The organism is Pantoea sp. NGS-ED-1003 (assembly GCF_000738765.1).
GTDB lineage: Bacteria > Pseudomonadota > Gammaproteobacteria > Enterobacterales > Enterobacteriaceae > Pantoea > Pantoea septica.
Window position 1 is genome coordinate 57,098 of record NZ_JPQA01000003.1, and the last position, 23,245, is coordinate 80,342.

General features: G+C 60.8%; 20 protein-coding genes. 11 read left to right on the forward strand and 9 right to left on the reverse strand.

From position 1 onward, the window contains the following. Positions 1–903, reverse strand: a complete 903-nt coding sequence (locus JS46_RS06515; RefSeq protein ID WP_033749174.1) for a LysR family transcriptional regulator — start codon at positions 901–903, stop codon at positions 1–3. Positions 904–1,006: 103 nt separating this feature from the next. On the opposite strand from JS46_RS06515, the gene JS46_RS06520 reads away from it, so the two are divergent. The 3 genes from JS46_RS06520 (at position 1,007) to JS46_RS06530 (ending at position 2,784) form a co-directional block, all read left to right on the forward strand. After that, positions 1,007–1,432: a CidA/LrgA family protein gene (locus tag JS46_RS06520; RefSeq protein WP_033749175.1), complete on the forward strand. Its 426-nt coding sequence runs from the start codon at positions 1,007–1,009 to the stop codon at positions 1,430–1,432. Then, positions 1,425–2,120 (forward strand): LrgB family protein, encoded by a 696-nt coding sequence (locus JS46_RS06525; RefSeq protein WP_033749176.1) that lies wholly within the window; start codon positions 1,425–1,427, stop codon positions 2,118–2,120. Before JS46_RS06520 ends, JS46_RS06525 begins: the two co-directional genes overlap by 8 nt. A gap of 118 nt (positions 2,121–2,238) precedes the next feature. Next, entirely contained in the window at positions 2,239–2,784 is a 546-nt protein-coding gene (locus tag JS46_RS06530; RefSeq protein ID WP_033749177.1) for a YfaZ family outer membrane protein, read from the forward strand. A 61-nt stretch (positions 2,785–2,845) separates the two neighbouring features. Here the strand turns inward: JS46_RS06530 and JS46_RS06535 are convergent, their stop codons facing one another. The 3 genes from JS46_RS06535 to acs all read right to left on the reverse strand — a co-directional run bounded on the left by JS46_RS06535 (position 2,846) and on the right by acs (position 6,920). Beyond that, positions 2,846–4,495, reverse strand: coding sequence for a cation acetate symporter (locus JS46_RS06535; RefSeq protein WP_033749178.1), 1,650 nt, complete (start codon positions 4,493–4,495; stop codon positions 2,846–2,848). Next, positions 4,492–4,821: a DUF485 domain-containing protein gene (locus tag JS46_RS06540; protein WP_033749179.1), complete on the reverse strand. Its 330-nt coding sequence runs from the start codon at positions 4,819–4,821 to the stop codon at positions 4,492–4,494. The genes JS46_RS06535 and JS46_RS06540 overlap by 4 nt, the downstream gene beginning before the upstream one ends. A gap of 143 nt (positions 4,822–4,964) precedes the next feature. Beyond that, the gene (gene acs / locus JS46_RS06545) at positions 4,965–6,920 is read right to left on the reverse strand and encodes an acetate--CoA ligase (protein ID WP_033749180.1); all 1,956 of its coding nucleotides are present in this window, start codon (positions 6,918–6,920) and stop codon (positions 4,965–4,967) included. Positions 6,921–7,469: 549 nt separating this feature from the next. On the opposite strand from acs, the gene gltP reads away from it, so the two are divergent. The 3 genes from gltP (at position 7,470) to JS46_RS06560 (ending at position 11,681) form a co-directional block, all read left to right on the forward strand. Beyond that, positions 7,470–8,771: a glutamate/aspartate:proton symporter GltP gene (gene gltP, locus JS46_RS06550; RefSeq protein WP_033749181.1), complete on the forward strand. Its 1,302-nt coding sequence runs from the start codon at positions 7,470–7,472 to the stop codon at positions 8,769–8,771. 276 nt (positions 8,772–9,047) lie between these two features. Beyond that, a complete protein-coding gene (murQ, locus tag JS46_RS06555; RefSeq protein WP_033749182.1) occupies positions 9,048–9,947 on the forward strand; it encodes an N-acetylmuramic acid 6-phosphate etherase in 900 nt (299 codons plus the stop codon). A gap of 189 nt (positions 9,948–10,136) precedes the next feature. Continuing rightward, positions 10,137–11,681: a PAS domain-containing methyl-accepting chemotaxis protein gene (locus tag JS46_RS06560; RefSeq protein ID WP_033749183.1), complete on the forward strand. Its 1,545-nt coding sequence runs from the start codon at positions 10,137–10,139 to the stop codon at positions 11,679–11,681. On the opposite strand, the gene JS46_RS06565 is transcribed toward JS46_RS06560, so the two are convergent. Beyond that, a complete protein-coding gene (locus JS46_RS06565) occupies positions 11,678–12,637 on the reverse strand; it encodes an AraC family transcriptional regulator (RefSeq protein WP_033749185.1) in 960 nt (319 codons plus the stop codon). The genes JS46_RS06560 and JS46_RS06565 overlap by 4 nt on opposite strands. A 104-nt stretch (positions 12,638–12,741) precedes the next feature. Here JS46_RS06565 and JS46_RS06570 point away from each other — a divergent pair, with 104 nt between their 5' ends. From JS46_RS06570 to JS46_RS06585, 4 genes are all read left to right on the forward strand, one after another. Continuing rightward, a complete protein-coding gene (locus tag JS46_RS06570; protein ID WP_033749186.1) occupies positions 12,742–13,929 on the forward strand; it encodes an MFS transporter in 1,188 nt (395 codons plus the stop codon). Between the two features lie 215 nt (positions 13,930–14,144). Next, positions 14,145–14,354: a DUF1471 domain-containing protein gene (locus tag JS46_RS06575; protein WP_033749187.1), complete on the forward strand. Its 210-nt coding sequence runs from the start codon at positions 14,145–14,147 to the stop codon at positions 14,352–14,354. 209 nt (positions 14,355–14,563) lie between these two features. Beyond that, on the forward strand, positions 14,564–15,604 hold the full coding sequence (locus JS46_RS06580; protein ID WP_033749188.1) for a YncE family protein: 1,041 nt from the start codon (positions 14,564–14,566) through the stop codon (positions 15,602–15,604). Between the two features lie 107 nt (positions 15,605–15,711). Next, a complete protein-coding gene (locus JS46_RS06585) occupies positions 15,712–17,352 on the forward strand; it encodes a dihydroxyacetone kinase subunit DhaK (protein WP_033749190.1) in 1,641 nt (546 codons plus the stop codon). A 58-nt stretch (positions 17,353–17,410) separates the two neighbouring features. Here JS46_RS06585 and JS46_RS06590 read toward each other — a convergent pair whose 3' ends face one another. From JS46_RS06590 to sbmA, 4 genes are all read right to left on the reverse strand, one after another. After that, complete coding sequence (locus JS46_RS06590) at positions 17,411–18,424, reverse strand: aldose 1-epimerase family protein (protein ID WP_033749191.1); 1,014 nt, start codon at positions 18,422–18,424, stop codon at positions 17,411–17,413. Continuing rightward, positions 18,421–19,746, reverse strand: coding sequence for an L-fucose:H+ symporter permease (gene fucP, locus JS46_RS06595; RefSeq protein WP_033749192.1), 1,326 nt, complete (start codon positions 19,744–19,746; stop codon positions 18,421–18,423). Before fucP ends, JS46_RS06590 begins: the two co-directional genes overlap by 4 nt. Before the next feature lie 9 nt (positions 19,747–19,755). After that, the gene (rbsK, locus tag JS46_RS06600; protein WP_033749193.1) at positions 19,756–20,673 is read right to left on the reverse strand and encodes a ribokinase; all 918 of its coding nucleotides are present in this window, start codon (positions 20,671–20,673) and stop codon (positions 19,756–19,758) included. Positions 20,674–20,974: 301 nt separating this feature from the next. Beyond that, positions 20,975–22,216 (reverse strand): peptide antibiotic transporter SbmA, encoded by a 1,242-nt coding sequence (gene sbmA, locus JS46_RS06605; RefSeq protein WP_033749194.1) that lies wholly within the window; start codon positions 22,214–22,216, stop codon positions 20,975–20,977. Positions 22,217–22,513: 297 nt separating this feature from the next. Here sbmA and JS46_RS06610 point away from each other — a divergent pair, with 297 nt between their 5' ends. Then, on the forward strand, positions 22,514–23,245 hold the full coding sequence (locus JS46_RS06610) for a gluconate 2-dehydrogenase subunit 3 family protein (RefSeq protein WP_033749195.1): 732 nt from the start codon (positions 22,514–22,516) through the stop codon (positions 23,243–23,245).

The window sequence follows — 23,245 nt, forward strand, 5'->3', positions numbered from 1 at the left end:
CTATACCGACAGGCGCGGCGCTTCATCCGGCCAGTGTTCGCGGCAGCAGGCGATCCACGCCTGCGCGCTGCGCGACAGATAGCTTCCCTCGCGCCAGATCAACCCCAGACTCCACATTAGCTCCGACTCCAGCGGCAGCCACAGCAGCGACTGCTTATCCAGCCGCTGACAGATCGGCTCCGGCAGGATCGCCAGCCCCATCTCCGCCTGAACCATCGCCGCCAGAAAATCCCACTGTCCGCTGCGCACCGCAATATGCGGCGTGACGCCAAGCCGCTGAAACGCCTTCATCAGCTGGCGGTTCAGCGAGAACTCCTCGTTGAAAATCAGCAGCGGATGCGCCGCCAGCTCCGTCAGCGCGATATGGCTGCGGTTAAGCCAGGCGGGCTGGCGCGGCACCAGCACGCAGAGCGGATGGTGCATCAGGGGCAGCGTGTTCAGCGGCAGATCGGGATCGACCGGCAGGGCGGTAAGCGCGATATCCAGGCTGCCCGCCAGCACCGCCTGTTGCACCGTGAGGCCGCCAAATTCGGAGATGTTCAGGGTGACGCCGGGATAGCGGCGGCGAAACGCCGAGATTGAGCCGGCGATCTGCATGCCGACCATCGGCGGAATGCCGAGGCGCAGCTCGCCGGTTTTCAGCTGGTTAATATCGCCGATCTCCGCCTCGAGCTGGTGAAACTCCTGCAGAATCGCCAGCCCGCGCTGGTAGACCGCCTGGCCGCTGTCGGTCAGATGCAGCTTGCGGCCGTCGCGCAGCAGCAGGGTGCAGCCCAGCTCTTCTTCGAGCTGGCGCAGCATTTTGCTGATGGTGGGCTGGGTCACGTAGAGCTTCTGTGCAGCGCGGGTAAAACTCTGCTGGCGCACCACCTCGGTGAAGTAGCGTAACGCACGGACGTCCATAACTATTCCCTTTTGGCATGATTGGGATAATTTTAATTCATTTTTTTCACCTTCTGTCGCGGATTTATACTAAGCACCAAATCTGGTGAAGGGAGAAAAGAAAATGGCGTTAGCGCTCAGCCCGCAGCGCGTGGGCAGGCTGCAACGACTCTGGTTGCCGCTGCAGCTGCTGCTGTACATCGGCATGTTTATCGCCAGCGATCGTCTGGTGAGCTGGCTGCACCTGCCGCTGCCCGCCAATATCGTCGGCATGCTGCTGCTGCTGGCGCTGATCGTCACGCGCGTGCTGCCGCTGCGCTGGGTCAGGGCGGGCTCGCGCTGGCTGCTGGCCGAAATGCTGCTGTTCTTTATTCCAGCGGTGGTGGCGGTGGTGAACTACGGCGACCTGCTGCGCGTCGACGGCTGGCGCATCTGCGTAGTAATTGCGCTAAGCACCGTGCTGGTGCTCGCCTCCACCGCGCTGGTGGTCGATCGCCTCTACCGCTATGAAGTGGCGCGCGCGGCGCGCAGGGAACAGCGCGATGCGTGATTTTATCCTGAGCCTGCTCTGTCTGGCGGTCACGCTGCTGATCTACTTTCTCAACAAGCGTCTCTATCGCCGCTGGCGCACGCTGCTGCTGATGCCGCTGGTGGCGACGCCTGTGCTGCTGGTTGCGCTGCTGCTGATTACGCACGTCTCCTGGCAGGACTATATTGCTGAAAGCCACTGGCTGCTCTGGCTGCTCGGCCCGGCAACGCTGGCCTTCGCCGTACCGGTGTATGAAAACATGACGATTATTCGCCGTCACTGGCTCTCGCTGAGCGCCGGGGTGCTGACCGCTACGCTGGTGGCGGTGTGCAGTTCAGTGTGGCTGGCGCGGCTGCTGACGCTGCCTGAGTCGATCCAGCGCAGCCTGGCGGTGCGCTCCATCACCACGCCTTTCGCGCTGGCGGCGGCGAAGCCCATCGGCGGCCAGCCCGATCTGGTGGCGCTGTTCGTGGTGATCACGGGCGTGTTCGGCATGGCGATCGGCGACGTGCTGTTTTTGCGCATCGCTATCCGCCAGGGCGTGGCGAAAGGGGCGGGCTTCGGCGCGGCGTCGCACGGAGCAGGCACGGCGCGCGCCTACCAGCTCGGCGAGCAGGAGGGCGTGGTCGCCAGCCTGGTGATGATGCTTTCCGGCGTGGTGACGGTGGTGCTGGCGCCGCTTATCGGCCACCTGATGTGGGCAGCCTGACAACAAAATTTGCCGATCGACATGTCTGTTTACGTAAAGGTTGCCAAATAGAGTTGTCAGAGGATTTCAGGCTGTTAACCTTTGCGCCGAAATAATTGTCCTTTCATGGAGTGGAATCATGTTTAAGCAACTTGTTACCGGGAGCGCACTGGGTCTGGTACTGCTGAGCGGCGCAGCGCAGGCTATCGAAGGCAGCGTGGATGTCGGCGAGCACAACACTAATCTGAACGTCGGTCTGGGCACCACCTCGCCTGGCCTGTTCCTTAAAGGTAACTGGCTGCGCAGCGATCACGACGGCAGCACCTACGGCCTGGGACTGGGTTACAACGTCGATATCGGCGGACTGCGTCTGGCACCGACCGCCAAGACCATTTTCACCCATCCGGAAGATGGTAAAGATGGCTTCGCCGTGGCGCTGGGCGGCGGCGCGCAGTACAGCTTCAACAGCATGTGGGGCCTGTACGGCGAATACTACTACGCGCCAGAAGGTCTGACCGACCATCTCGACAGCTATCAGGAAGCCGCTGGCGGCCTGAGCTTCACCCCGATTTCGCTGCTGAACCTGCGCGTGGGCTATCAGTATATCGAGCTGAACAATAAAGGCGGTCGTAAAGACAACGTGCTGGTCGACGGCCCGTACGTCGGCGCTTCGCTGCGTTTCTGATTCGATCGGATAAAAAAAGGCGGCTTATCAGCCGCCTTTTTTATTTTGCCGCGCCGTAAGATTAGTGCGACTTGCCCTGCGAGATGCCGATACCGGTCTGCGAGCGGATAAACTGCGCCCGGAAGCGGCCGCGCTCCTGCGCGCCCTGCGGCGAATGGTCGGTAACGGAGAAGAACCAGGTGCCGACAAAGGCGACGATCATCGAGAAGATCGCCGGATACTCATAGGGATAAACCGGGGACGCGTGTCCCAGCACCTGTACCCAGACCGTCGGGCCGAGGATCATCAGCACCACCGCCGTGATCAGCCCAAGCCAGCCGCCAATCATCGCGCCGCGCGTGGTCAGCTTCGACCAGTACATCGACAGCAGAATGATCGGGAAGTTACAGCTGGCGGCGATTGAGAACGCCAGGCCGACCATAAAAGCGATGTTCTGCTTCTCAAACAGAATGCCCAGCGCAATCGCCACCACGCCCAGTACCAGTACGGTAATTTTCGACACGCGCAGCTCTTCGCGCTCGGTCGCCTGGCCTTTGCGAATAACGCTGGCGTAAAGGTCGTGCGATACCGCCGACGCGCCTGCCAGCGTCAGCCCGGCGACCACCGCCAGAATGGTGGCGAAGGCCACGGCAGAGATAAAGCCGAGGAAGGTGCTGCCGCCCACCGCGTTCGCCAGATGCACCGCCGCCATATTGGTGCCGCCGATCAGCGCGCCGCTGGCATCTTTAAAGGCGGGATTTGCCCCGACCAGCAGAATCGCCCCGAAGCCGATAATAAAGGTCAGGAAGTAGAAGTAGCCCATAAAGCCGGTGGCCCAGAAGACGCTTTTACGCGCCTCGCGGGCGTCCGCCACGGTAAAGAAGCGCATCAGAATATGCGGCAATCCGGCGGTGCCGAACATCAGCCCCAGCCCGAGCGAGAGCGCGGAAATGGGATCCTTCACCAGCCCGCCCGGCTGCATGATGGCCGCGCCTTTCGGGTGCACCGCCATCGCCTGGGTAAAGAGGTTATTGAAGCTGAAGCCGGTCGCCTTCATCACCATGATCGCCATAAAAGAGGCGCCGAACAGCAGCAGCACCGCTTTGATAATCTGCACCCAGGTGGTCGCCAGCATGCCGCCGAACAGCACGTAGAGCACCATCAGAATGCCCACCAGCACCACGGCGATATGATAGTCGAGGCCGAACAGCAGCTGGATCAGCTTGCCCGCGCCCACCATCTGCGCAATCAGGTAGAGCGCCACCACCACCAGCGAGCCGCAGGCGGAGAGGGTGCGAATCGGCTTCTGCTGCAGGCGATAGGAGGCGACGTCGGCGAAGGTGTAGCGGCCCAGGTTGCGCAGGCGCTCGGCGATCAAAAACAGGATCATCGGCCAGCCCACCAGGAAGCCGAGCGAGTAGATCAGCCCGTCGTAGCCGGAGGTATAAACCAGCGCAGAGATGCCGAGAAAGGAGGCGGCGGACATAAAGTCGCCCGCCATCGCCAGGCCGTTCTGGAAGCCGGTAATATTGCCGCCGGCGGTATAGTAGTCGTTGCGCGAGCGGGTGCGTTTCGACGCCCAGTACGTAATGCCCAGCGTGGCGGCGACGAACACCACGAACATGCCAATCGCCTGATAGTTGGTGGCCTGCTGCTGCACCGCGCCGGTCAGCGCGTCCGCCAGCGCGGAGGCGGGCAGCAGCGCCAGCAGCCAGAGAGAAAGACGCTTCATGGTTTTACCTCGCTGAGGATCTGCTTCGTCAGGCGATCGAATTCGCCGTTGGCGCGCCAGACGTAAACGCCGGTCAGCACAAAAGAAATCACAATCAGGCCTACGCCGATGGGAATGCCGCGCGTCACGCTGGTGCCGTCATGCAGCGGCGTGCCGAGCCAGCCGGGCGCGAAAGCGATCAGCAGAATAAAGCCGACGTAGAGCACCAGCATAATCAGCGACAGCACCAGGGCGAACCGCTGGCGCTTATGCACCAGCTCCTGAAAGCGCGGATGACGCTCAATTCGTTGATTGAGCGCCTCCTGAGTGGAAAGGGCGTCGTTCATCACAGTTTCTCCAGAGGTTATGCAGGCGGCAGCCTCACGCGCCGCGCGAGAAAGGCCTGGTCAGATATTGTTATGTGACTTCAGAAACACACTGCGTAAGGAAAGGGCGGCGGGAAGAAGAGACCTCCCGCCGGTAAGACGGTTTACGGCATACGGATCGCCTGCTTCTCCTCCAGCAGTTTATCCACGACGCCTGGATCGGCCAGCGTTGAGGTATCGCCTAAATTGCTGGTGTCGCCCGCGGCGATCTTGCGCAGAATGCGGCGCATAATCTTGCCGGAGCGGGTTTTCGGCAGCGAGTCGGTCCAGTGCAGGATATCGGGCGTGGCGATGGCGCCGATCTCTTTCCGTACCCAGCTGCGCACCTCGGTATAGAGCTCCGGCGACGGCTCTTCGCCATGGTTCAGCGTAATATAGGCGTAGATCGCCTGGCCTTTAATGCTGTGCGGAATGCCCACCACCGCCGCTTCGGCGATTTTGGGATGCGACACCAGCGCAGATTCGATCTCGGCGGTGCCGAGACGGTGGCCGGAGACGTTGAGCACGTCGTCGACGCGGCCGGTGATCCAGTAGTAGCCATCTTCGTCGCGGCGCGCGCCGTCGCCGCTGAAATAGCAATTTTTGAAGGTAGAGAAGTAGGTCTGTTCAAAGCGGTCATGATCGCCGAACAACGTACGCGCCTGGCCCGGCCAGGAGTCGGTGATCACCAGATTGCCTTCCGCCGCGCCCTCCTGCGGATTGCCTTCGTTATCCACCAGCGCAGGCTGCACGCCGAAGAAAGGTTTGGTCGCGGAGCCCGCTTTCAGCTCGATGGCGCCCGGCAGCGGCGCGATCATAAAGCCGCCGGTTTCGGTCTGCCACCAGGTATCGACAATCGGACAGCGGCCGTCGCCAATCTTGTTGTAGTACCACTCCCAGGCTTCCGGATTAATGGGTTCGCCCACCGAGCCCATAATGCGCAGGCTCTGACGGCTGGTGCCTTCAATCGCCTTGTCGCCTTCCGCCATCAGGGCGCGGATCGCCGTCGGCGCGGTATAGAGCAGGGTCACTTTGTGTTTATCCACCACTTCCGCCATGCGGCTCGGTTTCGGCCAGTTTGGCACGCCCTCGAACATCAGGGTGGTGGCGCCGCACGCCAGCGGTCCGTAAAGCAGATAGCTGTGACCGGTGACCCAGCCGACGTCGGCGGTACACCAGTAGATATCTTCCGGGTGATAATCGAAAACATATTTGAAGGTGGTCGCCGCATAAACCAGGTAGCCGCCAGTGGTGTGCAGCACCCCTTTCGGCTTGCCGGTAGAGCCAGAGGTATAAAGGATAAAAAGCGGATCTTCCGCCTGCATCTCGGCGGGCGCGTGCTGCTCGCTCGCCTTATCCATTAACTCGGACCACCAGAGATCGCGGCCATCCTGCCAGTCAATCGACCCGCCGGTGCGCTTCAGCACCACCACATTTTTCACGCTGTTGACGGTGGGATTGTTCAGCGCGTCGTCGACGTTTTTCTTCAGCGGGATAGGGCGTCCGGCGCGCACGCCTTCATCCGCGGTGATCACCAGTTTCGCGCTGGAGTCCACCACGCGGCCCGCCACCGCTTCCGGCGAAAAGCCGCCGAAAATCACCGAATGCACCGCGCCGATGCGCGCGCAGGCCAGCATCGCCACCGCCGCTTCGGGCACCATCGGCATATAAATCGCCACCACGTCGCCTTTTTTCACCCCCAGCGACAGCAGCACGTTGGCGAAGCGGCACACTTGGTTATGCAGCTGGCGAAAGGTCAGGGTCTTGCTTTCGCTGGCGTCGTCGCCTTCCCAGATAATGGCGGGATGGTCGCCGCGCTTTTCCAGATGGCGATCGAGGCAGTTGGCCGCCAGATTGAGCGTGCCGTCCTCATACCAGCGAATAGAAATATTGCCCGGCGCGAAAGAGCTGTTTTTCACTTTGCTGTAGGGCTTGATCCAGTCGAGGATTTTCCCCTGTTCGCCCCAGAACGCATCCGGGTCGCTGACGGACTGCTGATACATCGTCTGATACTGCTCGGCAGTGATCAGGGCATTCGCGGCAATGGCGGCAGGTATCGGGTGTTTATATTGTTGGCTCATGGCGGATCTCCTTGAAGATGTTAATAATATGTCAATCAAAGGTTAAGTGAAGCCTGAGCCCGTGCTTTGTTTCTTTTTTGCGCCTTAGATCACGAGAGCGCGCGCCCGCTGGTTATCCCTTGCAAAACCATCGAACATGCGCCGCAATCTGCCCCTGCGACTGGCGAAAAATGCAGCAAACGAACCCGCCGCCTTTTTGTGCAGCGCTGCATAGCTATGCGGATGTTTTAATAACTATTACTTTTTATAACAGCAGGTTAGGGTTTTTATAACTAAACAGCATTTTATGCTAGAAGAGTGGCTAATCTTTAATCGAACGCGCCAGGGGTTGCATTTACCACAGTGAAAATGGTACTTATCTCGCCCCTGCTCAGCAGGACTCAACCAGACGGCGTCTGAAAAAAGTACGGGAATTTTCGCATTTTCGTCGAGGACGCTGTCCTCAATAACCCTCTAATTTACCGGGCTTTTGCTCACTTCCCTGTGTGTATCCTTCTCTGCACCTTCGCAGCGTAGCAATAGGGGTTTTGACTGAGGAAATAACGCGTTATGAAAGGTTTTAAAATAAGCCTGGCCTGGCAGATTCTGATTGCGCTGGTGCTCGGCATCGTTGTCGGTTCAGTGCTGCATAATCAGCCAGACGATCGTGAATGGTTAATCACCAACATTCTCAGCCCGGCGGGCGATATCTTTATTCATCTGATCAAGATGATCGTTGTGCCTATCGTGATTTCATCGCTGATTGTCGGCATCGCCGGCGTGGGCGATGCCAAGAAACTGGGACGAATTGGCGTCAAAACCATCGTCTATTTCGAAGTGATCACCACCCTTGCCATTGTGGTCGGCATTACGCTGGCTAACGTGTTTCAACCCGGCACCGGCATTGATATGTCAACGCTGGCAACGGTGGACATCTCTAAGTATGAAGCCACGACCGAAGCGGTGCAGAACGGGCCTCACAGCCTGGTCGCCACCATCCTGTCGCTGATCCCGCAGAACATCTTCGCCTCGCTGGTGAAGGGCGACATGCTGCCGATTATCTTCTTCTCGGTGCTGTTCGGCATGGGCCTGTCGGCGCTGCCGTCGGAGCAGCGCGATCCGCTGGTCAACATCTTCCGCAGCGTGTCGGAAACCATGTTTAAAGTAACGCACATGATTATGCGTTACGCGCCGGTGGGCGTCTTCGCGCTGATCGCCGTGACCATCGCCAACTTCGGCTTCACCTCGCTGTGGCCGCTGGCGAAGCTGGTGCTGCTGGTTTACGCCGCGATTCTCTTCTTCGCGTTCGTTATCCTCGGCGGCGTGGCGCGCTTCTGTAAGCTGCGCATCACCACCCTGATGCGTATCCTGAAAGATGAGCTGATCCTCTCTTACTCGACCTCCAGTTCGGAAACCGTACTGCCGCGCATCATGCAGAAGATGGAGGCCTACGGCGCGCCGAAGGCAATCACCAGCTTCGTGGTGCCGACCGGCTACTCCTTTAACCTGGACGGGTCAACGCTCTATCAGAGCATCGCCGCCATCTTTATCGCGCAGCTTTACGGCATCGATCTGTCGCTGACCGACGAGATCATCCTGGTGCTGACGCTGATGGTGACCTCGAAAGGCATCGCAGGCGTGCCTGGCGTGTCATTTGTGGTGCTGCTGGCGACGCTGGGCAGCGTCGGCATTCCGCTGGAAGGCCTGGCCTTTATCGCGGGCGTTGACCGCATCATGGATATGGCGCGCACCGCGCTTAACGTCATCGGCAACGCGCTGGCGGTGCTGGTTATCGCCCGCTGGGAGAACCAGTTCGACGCCGAGCAGGCGAAAGCCTACGAGCTGAAGCTGCGCGCGCAAACGGCGAGCTAACCCTTCTTTTGACCTGACCATCAGGCGGCATCTAATGCCTGCAAGCGGGAGAGGGGGGCCGAAGAGCAAAGCGTCCCGCAACATGGATGTTGCGGGCCGAGCTGCCAGGGATGGCGCTTTTTGCGTCTTTGCGATCGGCCTTCCTCTCCCGCGTTGGCTCCTGGCTAACAAGCGTTGCACCTAAAACATCAGGGTTCAGACCTCGTCTGAACCCTTTTTTTATCCCGCAAATATGATAAAACCGGGCCTGGATAAATCATGCCCGGAGCACGTCCCATGACAATCGACCTCAGCCAGCTCATCACCGAAGGCCGCAACCCGGCCAGCCAGAACATCGACGAGCTCTCCACCGACGCCATGCTGCGCGTCATCAACAACGAAGATAAAAAAGTGGCGCTGGCGGTCGAAGCGATCGTGCCGCAAATCGCCCAAACGGTTGACGCCATCGTCGCCGCCTTCGCGCAGGGCGGCCGACTGATCTACAGCGGCGCGGGCACCTCCGGACGACTCGGCATCCTCGACGCCAGCGAATGCCCGCCGACCTTCGGTACGCCGCGCGGCCAGGTGGTAGGGCTCATCGCCGGCGGGCACAAGGCGATACTGCAGGCGGTAGAAAACGCGGAAGACGACCGCGAGCAGGGCGCGCACGATCTGCGTGACATCCAGTTCAGCGCGAAAGATGTGCTGGTGGGCATCGCCGCCAGCGGCCGTACCCCCTACGTGCTGGGTGCGCTGGAATATGCCCGCACGCTTGGCGCCACCACGGCGGCGCTCACCTGCAACCCCAACAGCGCCATGGCGCAGGCGGCGGAGATCGCGCTTACGCCGGTGGTCGGCCCGGAAGTGGTCACCGGATCCTCGCGCATGAAAGCGGGTACCGCCCAGAAACTGGTGCTCAATATGCTCACCACCGGCGCGATGATCCGCAGCGGCAAAGTCTACGGCAACCTGATGGTCGACGTAGAAGCCACCAACCAGAAACTGGTGCAGCGCCAGATCAACATCGTCATGCAGGCCACCGACAGCGACGAAGCGAACGCCAGGCGCGCGCTGGCGGCCTGCGACGGCCACTGCAAAACCGCCATCCTGATGCTGCTGGCCGACATCGACGTCGAAGAAGCCCGCGAGCGGCTCAACCGGCATCAGGGCTTTATCCGCCGCGCGCTGCAGGGCTGAAAAACGCGATTATTAAAAAGGGCTAACGGATTATGATTAAGCGGCTGGCGGGTCAAATGCTCGCCAGTCCGCTTTTTTAGCGGGGAAAATTTATTACCGCCTCTAAAGCCCGGGTCTTTCGCTGCCGAAAATATAAAAAAACATAACTGATAATCTCCCTACCTTCAGCAGCCCTTTCAAGGACCCGCCATGCGTAACAATCAGCCAGTCACCCAGCGCGAATTCGTGTTTGACGATGACGCGACGTTAATGTCGACCACCGATATCAACAGCTACATCACCTACGCCAATGACGCCTTTATCGAGGTCAGCGGCTTTACGCCGGAAGAGGTCAACGGCCAGCCGCACAATATGGTGCGCCATCCCGACATGCCGCCCGAGGCGTTTGCCGACATGTGGGCGACGCTGAAGCAGGGCGAACCCTGGTCGGCGCTGGTGAAAAATCGCCGCAAAAACGGCGACCACTACTGGGTGCGCGCCAATGCCGTGCCGGTGGTGCGCGACGGCAAGGTGCAGGGATTTATGTCGGTGCGCACCAAACCCGGTGAAGCGGAAATTCGCGCCACTGAAGCGCTCTATCGCGATTTTCGCGAAGGGCGGACGAAAGGGCGGCGCTTCCATAAAGGGCTGATCGTCCGCACCGGCTGGCGCCGCGTCGGGTCACTGCTGAAAACGCTGCCGCTGCGCTGGCGCATCCGCCTGCCGCTGATTGCGCTGCTGCCGCTGGCGGCGCTCAGCGCCGCGCTGCTCGGCATGACGCCCGCCTCGCTGGGCTGCTTTAGCGGCGGCATGGCGCTCCTGCTGCTGCTGACCAGCCTGTGGATGGAACAGCAAATCTCGCGCCCCATCGAACGCATGTGCCAGCAGGCGCTTAGCGTGGCCACCGGCGCCAGTCATAAAGTAGAGCAAATCGATCGCGTCGATGAGGTGGGGATGACGCAGCGCGCGATCGGCCAGCTCGGCCTGATGTTCCGCTGGCTGGTGGATGACGTCAGCGGGCAGGCGATTAACGTCCTGAGCGCCAGCGACGCCATCGCCAGCAGCAACAGCGAGCTGAGCCGTCGCACCGAACAGGCGGCGGCTAACGTGCAGCAGACTGCCGCCACCATGAATGAGATGACCGCCACGGTGAAAAGCAACACCGAAACGGCGGGCGAGGTAAATACGCTCTCGGCGCGCACCAGCCAGGCGGCGAGCAAGGGCGGCGACGTGATGCAGGAGATGGTAGGGATGATGGCGGAAATCGCCGAAAGCTCGCAGCGCATCGCCAACATCACCAGCGTGATCGACGGCATCGCCTTCCAGACCAATATCCTCGCGCTCAACGCGGCGGTGGAAGCGGCGCGCGCGGGCGAGCAGGGCAAAGGCTTTGCGGTGGTGGCAGGAGAAGTCCGCAGCCTGGCGCAGCGCAGCGCGAAGGCCGCCAGCGAAATCAAAACGCTGGTGGAAACCAGCGCCAGCCGCGTTCAGCTCGGCAGCCGGCACGCCGATGCGGCGGGACGCACCATGCAGGACATCGTCGCGCAGGTGCAGAACGTCTCCTCGCTGATCGCGCAGATCAGCGCCGCTACCGCCGAGCAGTCCACCGCGCTGAGCGAAGTCTCTACGGCGGTCGAGGATCTCGACGATATCACCCACCGCAACGCGGCGCGCGTGCAGGAGAGCGCCGAGGCGTCTGGCCGCATGACGCATCAGGCCAACCGCCTGGTGGAAGCGATCAGCGTCTTCCGCTAGGAGGCGCGCGCCTCTTCCCGCCCGGCGCGCAGCGCGCCGGGCGGCTGACCAACAATGCGCTTAAAGGCGCGGCTAAAAGCGGCGAGCGAGCCGTAGCCGAGCTGAAAAGCGACCACTTCCACCGCTTCGCCGTTATTGACGATGCGCTGCACCGCCAGCCGCATGCGCAGCTCGGTGAGATAGCGCAGCGGCGTCATGGTGGTGGCGTTCTGAAAGCGCTCGGCAAACACCGACCGCGAGCAGCCCGCCACGCGCGCCAGCCTTTCTACCGTCCAGTTCTCTCCCGGTTCGCGGTGCATCGCGGCGATCGCCTTGCTCAGGCGCGGATCTCGCATCGCCTGCACCAGCCCGCTGCCCTGACCGCAGCCGTTCTCTACCCAGCCGCGCACGATCAGCGCCGCCACCACGTCCGCCAGCCGCGACAAAATACCGGCGAAGCCGGCGTGGCGCGTGCGCGACTCGCGCTCCATGGCGTCGAGAATCGGCTGGATCTCCGGATACTGCGACAGCAGGGTGCTCACCAGCATGATATCCGGCATGGTGTTGATCAGCGGCTGCATGCCACCCAGCTCGAACTTCATGCAGGCGCTGAACAGGATCACGCTCTCCTCGTCGTCGCAGGCGTTGGCGGGCGCGCCGATGGCGCAGACGCTGTCGCAGATCGGCCTGCTGCTGAAGGCGGCGATATTCTCGCAGTCGGCGTCGGGCGAGGAGAGCAGGCTGTGGGGTTTGCCATGCGGGATCAGCAGCGCATCGCCGGTATTAAGCGTAAAAATTGCGCCCGACGCGCCGCGCACCAGCAGCGGGCCGCGCCCGACGAAGTGAAACTGCGCGCGGCCCGGCGCATGCTCATAGCGCAGCCCGAAGGGCGCGGCGAGCTGAATACGCTGATAGGTCACGCCGTGCAGCCGCATGCCCATCAGCAGTTCGCTGGTCAGATCTTCATAGTGGCTCATTGCATTCCAGACGAATTATCAATAATGAAGGTGTTGCCATCATAGATCGTCTTGCCCGCTGCCTCTATGCTCCAGCCTTAATAATTTTTTTAAGGAGAAGCTGCATGAGTCTGAGTACAGAAGTGGCTGATGAAGTTTCCGTACCCGCGCGTCCAGCCTGGGGCGCGGTCTTTGCCATGGCGTTTGGGGTATTCGGCCTCATTACCGCCGAATTTCTGCCGGTCAGTCTGCTGACGCCGATCGCCGCCTCGCTGCAGGTGTCGGAAGGACAGGCGGGACAAACGGTAACGGTGACCGCGCTGGTGGCGCTGCTGACCAGTCTGGTGGTGGGCAGCGTTACGCGGCGGCTCGATCGCCGCGTGGTGATGCTCGCCTTTACGCTGCTGCTGGTCGCCTCGGCGCTGCTGGTGGCGCTGGCGAGCAACCTGACGCTGATCCTGCTGGCGCGCGTGCTGCTCGGCATGGCGATTGGCGGCTTCTGGACGCTCTCGACCGCCATCACCATGCGCCTGGTGCCCAGCGATCAGGTGCCGCGCGCGCTGTCGATCGTCTTCAGCGGCATTTCGCTGGCGACCATTATCGCCGCGCCGCTCGGCAGCTATCTCGGCGGCCTGATCGGCTGGCGCAATATTTTTATGCTGACCGCCGGGCTGGGCGTGCTGGCGCTGATCTGGCAGAGCTTTACCCTGCCGGCGATGCCGCCGGAGAACAAAGCGCGCAGCGGCGGCGTGCTCGACCTGCTGCGCAGCGGGCTGATGCGCTGGGGCATGCTGGCGGTAATTATGATGTTTACCGGCCACTTCGCCTTCTTTACCTACCTGCGTCCGTTCCTGGAGAGCAGCGCGCAGCTTAATCTCAACCAGCTTTCTCTGGTGCTGCTGGCGTTTGGCGTGGCTAACTTTTTCGGCACTTCGCTGGCAGGCTATCTGGTGACGCGCAGCGTATCGCTGACGCTGAGCGCGATGGCGCTGGTGATGAGCGCCACCGCGCTGCTGCTGGTGAGCTTTGTCGACGTCTCCTGGCTGGTCGCAGCGGGCGTGGCGCTCTGGGGCCTGGCGTTTGGCTCGATGCCGACCGGCTGGTCCACCTGGATCTCGCGCGCGGTGCCGGACGACGCCGAATCGGGCGGCGGCCTGCTGGTGGCTACCATCCAGCTGGCGATCACCGCTGGCGCGGCGGCGGGCGGCTGGATGTTCGACCTGCAGGGCGCCGGCGGCGTCTTCCTCGCCAGCGGCGTGCTGATGCTGCTCGCCTCGCTCACCATCTTCACTCGCGTGCGACATCACGGCTAACAGGCTAAAGGGCAGCGGAATATGCTGCCCTTTTTATTTCTGCCAGCGAGTTAACCTTTTGCGGCGCCGCTACACCCAATGTGCGATTTGATCGTCAGTAAATTTGATAAAGAACGGCAATTATCTCCGCTATCAGCAGTGTCATCCTCGGTCTATTATTCATATCAACAAGGCGACACGCCTTACCTGACTAAACATCTACCGAGGAATTGACCATGAAAACTATCAAAACTTTTGCTGCTGTTATCGCTCTCTCCGTTCTTCCGCTGACCAGCTTCGCGCAGAGCGTGACCGCTACCGACGCTACCCTTGACGGCGCGGAAGCAAAAATCGCGGCGCAGGCGAAAGAAGCGGGCGCCTCATACAAAGTGACCGAAGCCTACACCAACAACGGCGTGCACATGACGGCTGAACTGCTGAAATAAGTCCGACCGGCTGTTGCTGACAGGACGCCTCCGGGCGTCCTGGCGGCGTTTAAGCGGGTGAAACCGCTTCCCTTCTGGCGATAAATCCTTATGATCTGCCAAAAAAATTATCTCTGCTGGCCTTAAGGCCCTTTCATTTTTTTGTTCGGTTTGCAATGTGAGCTTTCCAGCACTGCCTGATGGCGGTGAATTTTTGCTATGGAGAGATCATGAAATCCTTATCCTCTGCGCTGCGCGTGACGCTGCTCGCCACCGCGCTCTTTTCCGCTTCCGGCATGCTGGCGCATGCGGACCCACTTACCCAGCCGGTCAGCAAGGGCGCTTATGAACTCGCCTTTAGCCCCAGCGACAATACGCTGTTCCTCGCCGCGTCGCAGGGCAGCGATGCGCCGGGCGGCGCGGTGTTTCGCCTCGATCCGCAAAACCTGGCGATTAAACAAACCATTCCCACCGAGCTGAAAAGCTTTGGCGCGGCCATCAATCCGCAAACCAACGTGCTCTATATCGGCAACACCCTGAACGGCGCGCTGACCGCTATCGACGCCGTCAGCGGCAAAGTGCTCAACACGCTGGTGCTGGACGGCCGCAAGCGCGGCGACAGCGTGCGTCCGCTGCAGCCGCGCGAAATCGCCGTCGATGTGAAAACCAACCGCGTCTACGTCACTGGGCTGGGGCCGCAGAGCGTGGTATGGGTGGTGGACGGCAAAACCCTGCAGCCGATCAGCGTGGTGCCGAACACCGGCAAAATGGCTACCGGCCTGGCGGTCGACAGCGAGCGGCAGAAACTCTACGTCACCAACGCCGACGGCGAACTCATCACCATCAATACCCGCACCAACGCCATTGAAAAACGCCAGAAAATCGGCGACGACAAAGCGCATTTCTTCCTGAATATCGCGCTCGACGCTCAGAGCCAGCGCGCCTTCCTCAGCGACTCGAAACAGCCGCAGGTGCTGGTGGTCGATCTGCGCGATCAGAAGGTGATCCAGACGATCGCCGCGCCAGAGTCGCTGGCGGTGCTGTTCAACCCGCAGCGCGACGAGCTCTACGTCACCCACCGTAAAGCGGGTGAGGTCAGCATCATCGACGCCAGCAGCTATAAAGTGAAACGCACGGTGAAAACGGCGGGCCTGCCTAACAGCCTGGCGCTCTCCGCCGACGGCAAGGCGCTCTATGTCAGCGTTAAACAGCCGGGATCGCGCAAAGCGCCGCCGAAAAACCCCGACAGCGTGATGCGCATCGCGCTTTGATTTCCCCCGCAGCCTCAGGGGCGGCCATCGGCCGCCCTTTGCATTTCTTCGGCTACCTTTAAAGCGTGCCGCTGCCTGGCGGCATCAACACCATTGGAGAGGATGCAATGAGCCAGTTCCTGATGAATGAAAAAAATAATCTGGTCAACGAAGCGATCGAGGGGGTGCTGCTGAGCACGCCGTGGCACAACCTTAGCCGCCTCGACTTAGGCGACGATATTCGGGTGGTGGTGCGCAACGACTGGGATAAAAGCAAGGTGGCGCTGATTTCGGGCGGCGGCTCGGGGCATGAACCTGCGCACGCCGGTTTTGTCGGCAAAGGGATGCTGACCGCCGCAGTCTGCGGCGATATTTTCGCTTCGCCCAGCGTCGACGCGGTGCTGAGCGCCATTATCAACGTTACCGGCGACGCGGGCTGCCTGCTGATCGTGAAAAACTACACCGGCGACCGCCTTAATTTCGGCCTGGCGGCGGAGAAGGCGCGCGCGCTGGGCTACAAGGTCGAGATGGTAATGGTGCAGGACGATATCGCCCTGCCGGACAATCCCCAGCCGCGCGGCATCGCCGGCACCGCTCTGATCCATAAAATCGCCGGCTACGCCGCAGAGCAGGGACAGTCGCTGGCGCAGGTAAAAACCCTGGCGCAGCGCGCCATTAAGGGCACGGCGAGCATCGGCGTCGCCTTTTCGACCTGCCATATTCCCGGTGAGAAGCGCGACAATCGCGTGAAAGAGGGCGAGAGCGAGCTGGGCATGGGCATTCACGGCGAGCCGGGCGTTATCACGCTGGACACGCAGAACAGCCAGCAGCTGGTGAGCATCATGACGGAGAAGCTGGCCAACAGCCTCTCTTCCGGCACCCGCGCGGTGCTGCTGGTAAACAATCTCGGCGGCTTCTCGATGCTGGAGCTGGCGCTGGTGACGCGCGACGTGCTGAAAAGCCCGCTGGCGGCGCAGATCAGCCATCTGATCGGTCCGGCGACGCTGGTGAGCGCGCTCGATATGAAAGGCTTCTCGCTGACGGTGCTGCAGGTAGAGGCGGCGTTTCTCGAAGCGCTGAAAGCGCCGGTCGAGGTGCTGGGCTGGGCGCCGATCCATGCGGTGGAGCCGGTGACAACGCTGAGCAGCCAGCGTGTGGTGAGCAAGCTCGAGTTTACGCCTTCTCAGGACGAGCGGACGGCGCAGGTGGTTGGGCGCGTAGCGCAGACGCTGATCGATCTTGAAGCCGAGCTGAACGCGCTGGACGCGAAGGTTGGCGACGGCGACACCGGCTCGACCTTCGCAGCCGGCGCACGCAAGGTGAAGAGCGCGCTGGAAGCGCAGCAGCTGCCGCTGGCGGATCTGCCGTCGCTGTTCGCGCTGGTGGGCGAGCAGCTGGCGACGGTGATGGGCGGTTCGAGCGGCGTACTGATGTCGATCCTCTTTACCGCGGCGGGCCAGCGGCTGGCGCAGGGCGGTACGCTGCCAGAGGCGCTGACGCAGGGACTGGAGCAGATGAAGCACTACGGCGGCGCGCAGATTGGCCACCGCACGCTGGTCGATGCGCTGGAGCCGGCGCTGGAGGCGCTGTCGGCGGGCAGATCGCTGGCGGAGGCGGCAGAGGCGGCGGCCCAGGGCGCCGATTCCACCGCGCAGATGCAGAGCGCCAGAGCGGGGCGCTCATCCTACCTGAATCAGCAGACGCTGGATGGGGTGAAAGATCCCGGCGCTTACGCCGTGGAGAAGGTTTTCGCCGCGCTGGCGGGTTAACCCTCGTCCGCCGCATGGCCGTCTGGCGACCCTGAAGGGGTCGCCATCCTGCACGACGTTACAATATGCCCGTTTCGACGCTGAAATGGCGCTGTTCGCCCGGCGCCAGCGACAGCAGCGTGCCGGCACGCTGCGCGGCGCTGAAACCCTCCGGCCGGCAGGTGGCCGGCAGAATATAAGCCGCCACCTGCTGATCGCGGTTGTGCAGCATCCAGCGCGTGGCGTGCGGAAACTGCCGGCTGCTGAAGCGCGTCATCAGCGCGAAACCCTGCGGCGAATGCAGTTCGAACTGCACCTCGTCGCCATACTGCGGCAGGTCGTCGGCGAAGAAGACGATCTCCGGATCGCACATTTCCGGCCGATCCAGCCGCTGAAACGCCTGCGGATCGCGCGCCAGGGCGGCGGTGTAGCTCTGCCACTGCGGCGTCGGCTTCACGTGCGCCGGCACCGAAGTGCGCAGCTGAAAAGCCTGCTGCGGGATCGACTGCTTAAACTCGCCGCCATCAATCCATGCGCTGTTCAGATGACACATATACTGCAGCGGCATCGGCGCGCCCGCCAGGTTGGTCACGTTCATCTCGATATGCAGGCGCGGCTGGCCAGCCTCGACCCGCACCGCCGGCGCCGCCAGATAGTGATGGCCAAAACCTTTTACATACTCGGTTTCGCCCTCAAGCGACAGGCGATCCGCCTCCAGCACCAGCCACGCGCTGTCCATGCGCGCGCAGGCCATTTCGCCATGCAGAGCATGATCGTCATCCTCGGCCGGACAGCCGTTTGCCAGCAATCCAGAGTGGAAGGCAAAGCAGCCGTAGGTGTCGATAATCGAACTGCCCGGCAGCGGCTGCTTAAAGCTGTGGCCCATGGTCAGCGTACGGCCGTCGAAACAGGCGTCCCAAATCATCTGACCGTAAAAGGGCAGCACCGTCACCGTGCCGCGCTGATTGCTGATACGCACCGCTTCGATCCCGGCCGGATAGCGGAAAAGCTCGACGTGGAACTCGGCGTTTTGCAGCAGCGTGGTCGGCGTGGCGTGAAACTGTTCGCGACAGAGCGGCAGACGGGTTTTCATGGCATCTCCTCGACTAAACGGCCGGTTTGCAGCGCCTGCTTTTTATGACGCAGCTCGCCCCAGAAATAGAAACCCACCCAGGCAAAGCAGAGCAGCGAGACGCCAAACGCCAGCTGCATCGAGCCCAGATGATCGGAGGCGAATCCCTGGATTGCCGGGATAAAGGCGGCGCCGACAATCGACATCACGATAAACGCGCCCGCCACTTCGGTGTACTTGTTGTCGACGGTCGCCAGGGTGCCGGCATAAATCGTCGCCCAGCAGGGGCCGAACAGCACGCTGACAAACACCGCCGCATAGACCGCGGTAAAGTTCGGCACGAACATCACCCACGCCAGGGTCAGCACGCCGAGCGCCGAATAGGCAATCAGCACCTTCTCGGCGCGGAAGCGCGTCATCAGGAAATTGGCGACGAACTTGCCGATAAAGAAGCAGATAAAGCTGTAGATCATAAAGTTAGAGGCGTGACGCTCGTTCGCGGCGCCCAGCGTAAGCGCCAGACGGATCGTGAACGACCATACCGCTACCTGCATGCCGACATAGAGGAACTGCGCCACGATGCCGCGCTTAAAGTGGCGGTTGCCGGCCAGATAGCGCAGCGTTTCGCCGAGCGACGGCAGGGATTTCTCGTTCGACGCCGGTTTGCAGCGCGGATAGCGCGTAAACAGAAACAGCAGCATCACCACCACCAGCACCATCACCAGATATTTATAGGGCTCCAGCGTATGCTCCAGCATGCTGAGGCGGAAAGCATGCGCCTGTTCCGCGTTCATTCCGGCCAGCTGGCTCTCAAGGCTGTCGCCTTCCTGGAACACCAGATATTTGCCCAGCACGATGCCCATCAGCGCGCCGACGGGGTAGAAGGTCTGGCTAATATTGAGGCGCAGCGTGGCGCGATCGCGGTGGCCAATCATCGAGCTATAGGTGTTGGCGGCGGTTTCCAGAAAGCTCAGGCCGATGGCGATAGCGAAAATGGCCGCGAGAAACATGGTGTAGGTAGCCATATGCGAGGCGGGATAGAACAGCACGCAACCGGCAATATAGAGCGCCAGCCCCATCAGGATCGCCAGCTTATAGCTCGCTCTGCGGATCACCAGCGAAGCCGGAATGGCAATGAGAAAGTAGCCGCCGTAAAAGGCGCTCTGCACCAGCGCGCTGGCGAAGTCGCTGAGGGCGAAGACGCTTTTGAACTGGGTGATCAGGATGTCGTTCAGGCTTGCGGCGCAGCCCCACAGCGGGAAGAGGCACGAGAGCAAAATGAACTGGAACAGCGGCGTTTTATTTAAGTAGCCGTCGGGTTGCTGAACAATGTTCTGCTGCATAGCTCGACCTCAGTTAACGTTAAGAAAACGCTGGAAGGTTTCCGCGTCGGGATAGGAGCGCTGCGTGCCGCGGCCGGTCACGCTGCAGGCGGCGTAGGCAGAGGCTTGCGCCATCGCCGCCGCGATATCGCCGCTTTGCACCAGCGCCTGGGCGAAACAGCCGATAAACGCATCGCCCGCGCCGCTGGTATCGACCGCTTTCACCGCCGTCGGCGCCACCTGGTGCAGGCTGTCGCCGCTCATCCACAGCGAGCCGCGCGCCCCCATGGTGATGATCAAGTTTTTCAGCCCGCGCTTGAGCAGCGTCTGGCCCGCCAGTTTGACCTCTTCATCAGTGGCGACCGGCATGCCGGTCAGGATCTCCAGCTCGGTTTCGTTGGGCATAAAGAAGTCGCACTTGCAGGCGTAAGCGATATCGAGATTTTCCACCGCCGGTGCCGGATTAAGGATCACTTTGATGCCGTGCTGACGGGCGAAATCGATCGCGCAATAGACGGTTTCCAGCGGGATCTCCAGCTGCAGGATAATCAGCTGACACGCTTTCAGCGCCTCGGCGGCGGCGTCGATATCGGCCGCGCTAAGCTGCTGGTTGGCTCCTTTGATAATCAGAATGCGGTTCTGCGACTGCTCATCGACAAAGATCGGCGCCACGCCGCTCGAGGTTCCCGGCGCGGTGGTGACGTAGCGCGTATCCACGCCCTGACGCTGCAGGTTGGCGACGGTTTCCGGCGCGAAGAGGTCGTCGCCGACCTTGCTAACCATCATCACGCGTCCGCCCATCTTTGCGGCCGCAACCGCCTGATTCGCGCCTTTCCCGCCGCAGCCAATGGCAAAATCCGGCGCTTCCAGCGTTTCGCCCGCTTTAGGCAACTGACTGGTATAGGTAATAAGGTCAACCATGTTTGACCCGATAACCGCGATGTCCATTGTTTGCTCCCAGGTGAATTTACTCTGTTTTAATGTTATTAAAATCACATTATCAGCTTGTTAAAGTTAATAATGTGACAAATTTCACAACCTGAAATCGCGATGCAAACGGTTAAATCGCCTTTTAAAGGCAACGGTAGATGTGATTATTTTAACAATACAAAAGGATTTTGAGAGAGGGGCTTGTGCTGCTGGCGGTAAGAATGCGAAACGTGCAAAGGGGAAGGGGATGAAAGCGCAGTTAGCAGGCCGTGCCAGGCGCAGCGCCCTGTTGCGCTGCGCCTGTGCTGAGTTTGCTGCTTTACTCGTTTTCCGCCGCTTCGCGCAGCATCTCCTGATGCGGAACATCCTGCAGAATCTGCTCGAAACTGCGCAGACGTTTGTAGATCGACATCAGTTCCACCAGCGTCGACCAGGAGGTGATCAGATACTGGAACGATGAGCGCACCTGGTCGAACGCGTTAGTAATGCGGTTTAACAAACCGAAGGTAATCGTGCCCGCCACGATTGACGGGAACAGCACAAAGAGACCGAAAACATTATCAACCTGCAAATAGAGAATGCGGGTGATATTAAAGTAGAGATAGTGAAAGTAGAGGCGGAAGTAGTTAAAACGCACGCGGCTGAACAGCGCCTGTACCGTCGGCGGCGTCGCGCGATCGGCATGATCCTCGCCGTAGACCAGCTCTTTACGATAGGCCGCCTCGACCTGCTGGTTACGGAACTCCAGCCCCGGCAACTTGATGCCCACCAGCGCCAGCAGCGCCGTACCGAACAGCGACCAGAGCAGCGCGATGATCACCAGCGCATAGGGAATATTGCCGAGCAGCGGCACATCCTTAACGTGATGCGACAAACTGATCAGCACCGGCAAAAAGGCCACTAGCGTCATTAGCGCCTGAAGGAAACTAACGCCCCAGTCCTCCAGCGTGCTGGCGAAGCGCATGGTGTCTTCCTGCACACGCTGCGCCGCGCCTTCGACCTTACGCAGGCGCTGCCAGTTGTGCATGTAATAGTTATTCATCGCGGTGCGCCAGCGGAACACCCAATGACTAATGAAAAAGGAATTCGTGACGCCAACAACTACCGAAATCAGGGCGATGCCAAGAAAGTCGCCTATGCCGCTGTAAAAACGGCTAATCGGCACCGAACCCGCTTTGGTCAGCGCCTGCTGGATGAGATCGTAGAACGGGCCGTACCAGGCGTTGACGCCAACGCCGACCTGCACGCCGAACCAGGTGACGAAGATGATCAGCGCCGATCCCCATACCGACCAGCGCTGCCACGGATGGTTATCGATAACGCGCCAGGCCAGGGCGAATATCGCCACCACTATCCAGTAATAGCCATAAAACCAGAGCTGACTGGGGGCGATAAAGCGTGCGGCCGTGGTCGGCAGCGGCTGCTGCATGGCAGCATGCAGCGCTGGCCAGCGGGACGGCAGGTCATCGGCAAAGCCGAACCAGGCAAAAATCGCGATCAGACTCCAGATCGCCGCCGAGCTGAAAAACAGCGCTGGCCGGGGGAAAAAGGACTTAAACATAGGCTCTCCGCTGTTGTGTGCACTCTTTTATAACGTCTTTTAGCGTTACCTGTCTGTTGAGTGTTGTTTCTGGTGGTGACAGTTATCGTCCGCGCCAGGTAAAGCATTGCGACGAGATGTTAATGAATTTGTGCGAATTTGTTTCGACGAACTAAATGTTTCACCACAACGGTGTTACACTAGCGCCCGCTGTTACCGGTAACAGTACTGCTGTAACCCTTAATCCGCATAAAAAAACCATTACAACGCAACTGTTTAACTTTCATGCCGCATTATAAGCGGTACTGAGGCAATGTCATGTCAGAACAAAAACGTGGGCAGACGCGCAGGGATTTTCTGTTAAAGACCATCGCGCTGGCGCCAGCTATGGCGGCGGGCAGCGCCGTCGTCGGCGGCTTCAGCATGGCGCCTGCGGTGCAGGCTGCCGATCCCGCTGCGGCGCAGCCGGCGCGCGACTACCAGCCCAGCTGGTTTACCGCTGAAGAATTCGCCTTTATCAAGGCTGCCGTCGCCCGCCTGATCCCTAATGACGAGCGCGGCCCAGGCGCGCTGGAAGCGGGCGTGCCGGAATTTATCGACCGCCAGATGAATACCCCTTACGCCACCGGCGCCAACTGGTATATGCAGGGACCGTTCAATCCGGACCTGCCGAAAGAGCTGGGCTATCAGCTGCCGCTGGTGCCGCAGCAGATCTACCGTCTGGGGCTGGCGGACGCCGACGACTACAGCAAGCGCCAGCACGGCAAGGTGTTCGCCGATCTCAGCGGCGAGCAGCAGGATGCGCTGCTGCAGGCGATGGAGAGCGGCCAGGCCGATTTCCGTCAGCTGCCCGCGAAAACCTTCTTCGCCTTTCTGATCCAGAACACCCGCGAAGGCTTCTTTAGCGACCCGATTCACGGCGGCAACCAGAATATGGTGGGCTGGAAGCTGATCGGCTTCCCAGGCGCGCGCGCCGACTTTATGGACTGGGTTGAACGCGGCGAACGCTATCCGTTCCCGTCTGTATCTATTCGCGGGGAGCGCGCGTAA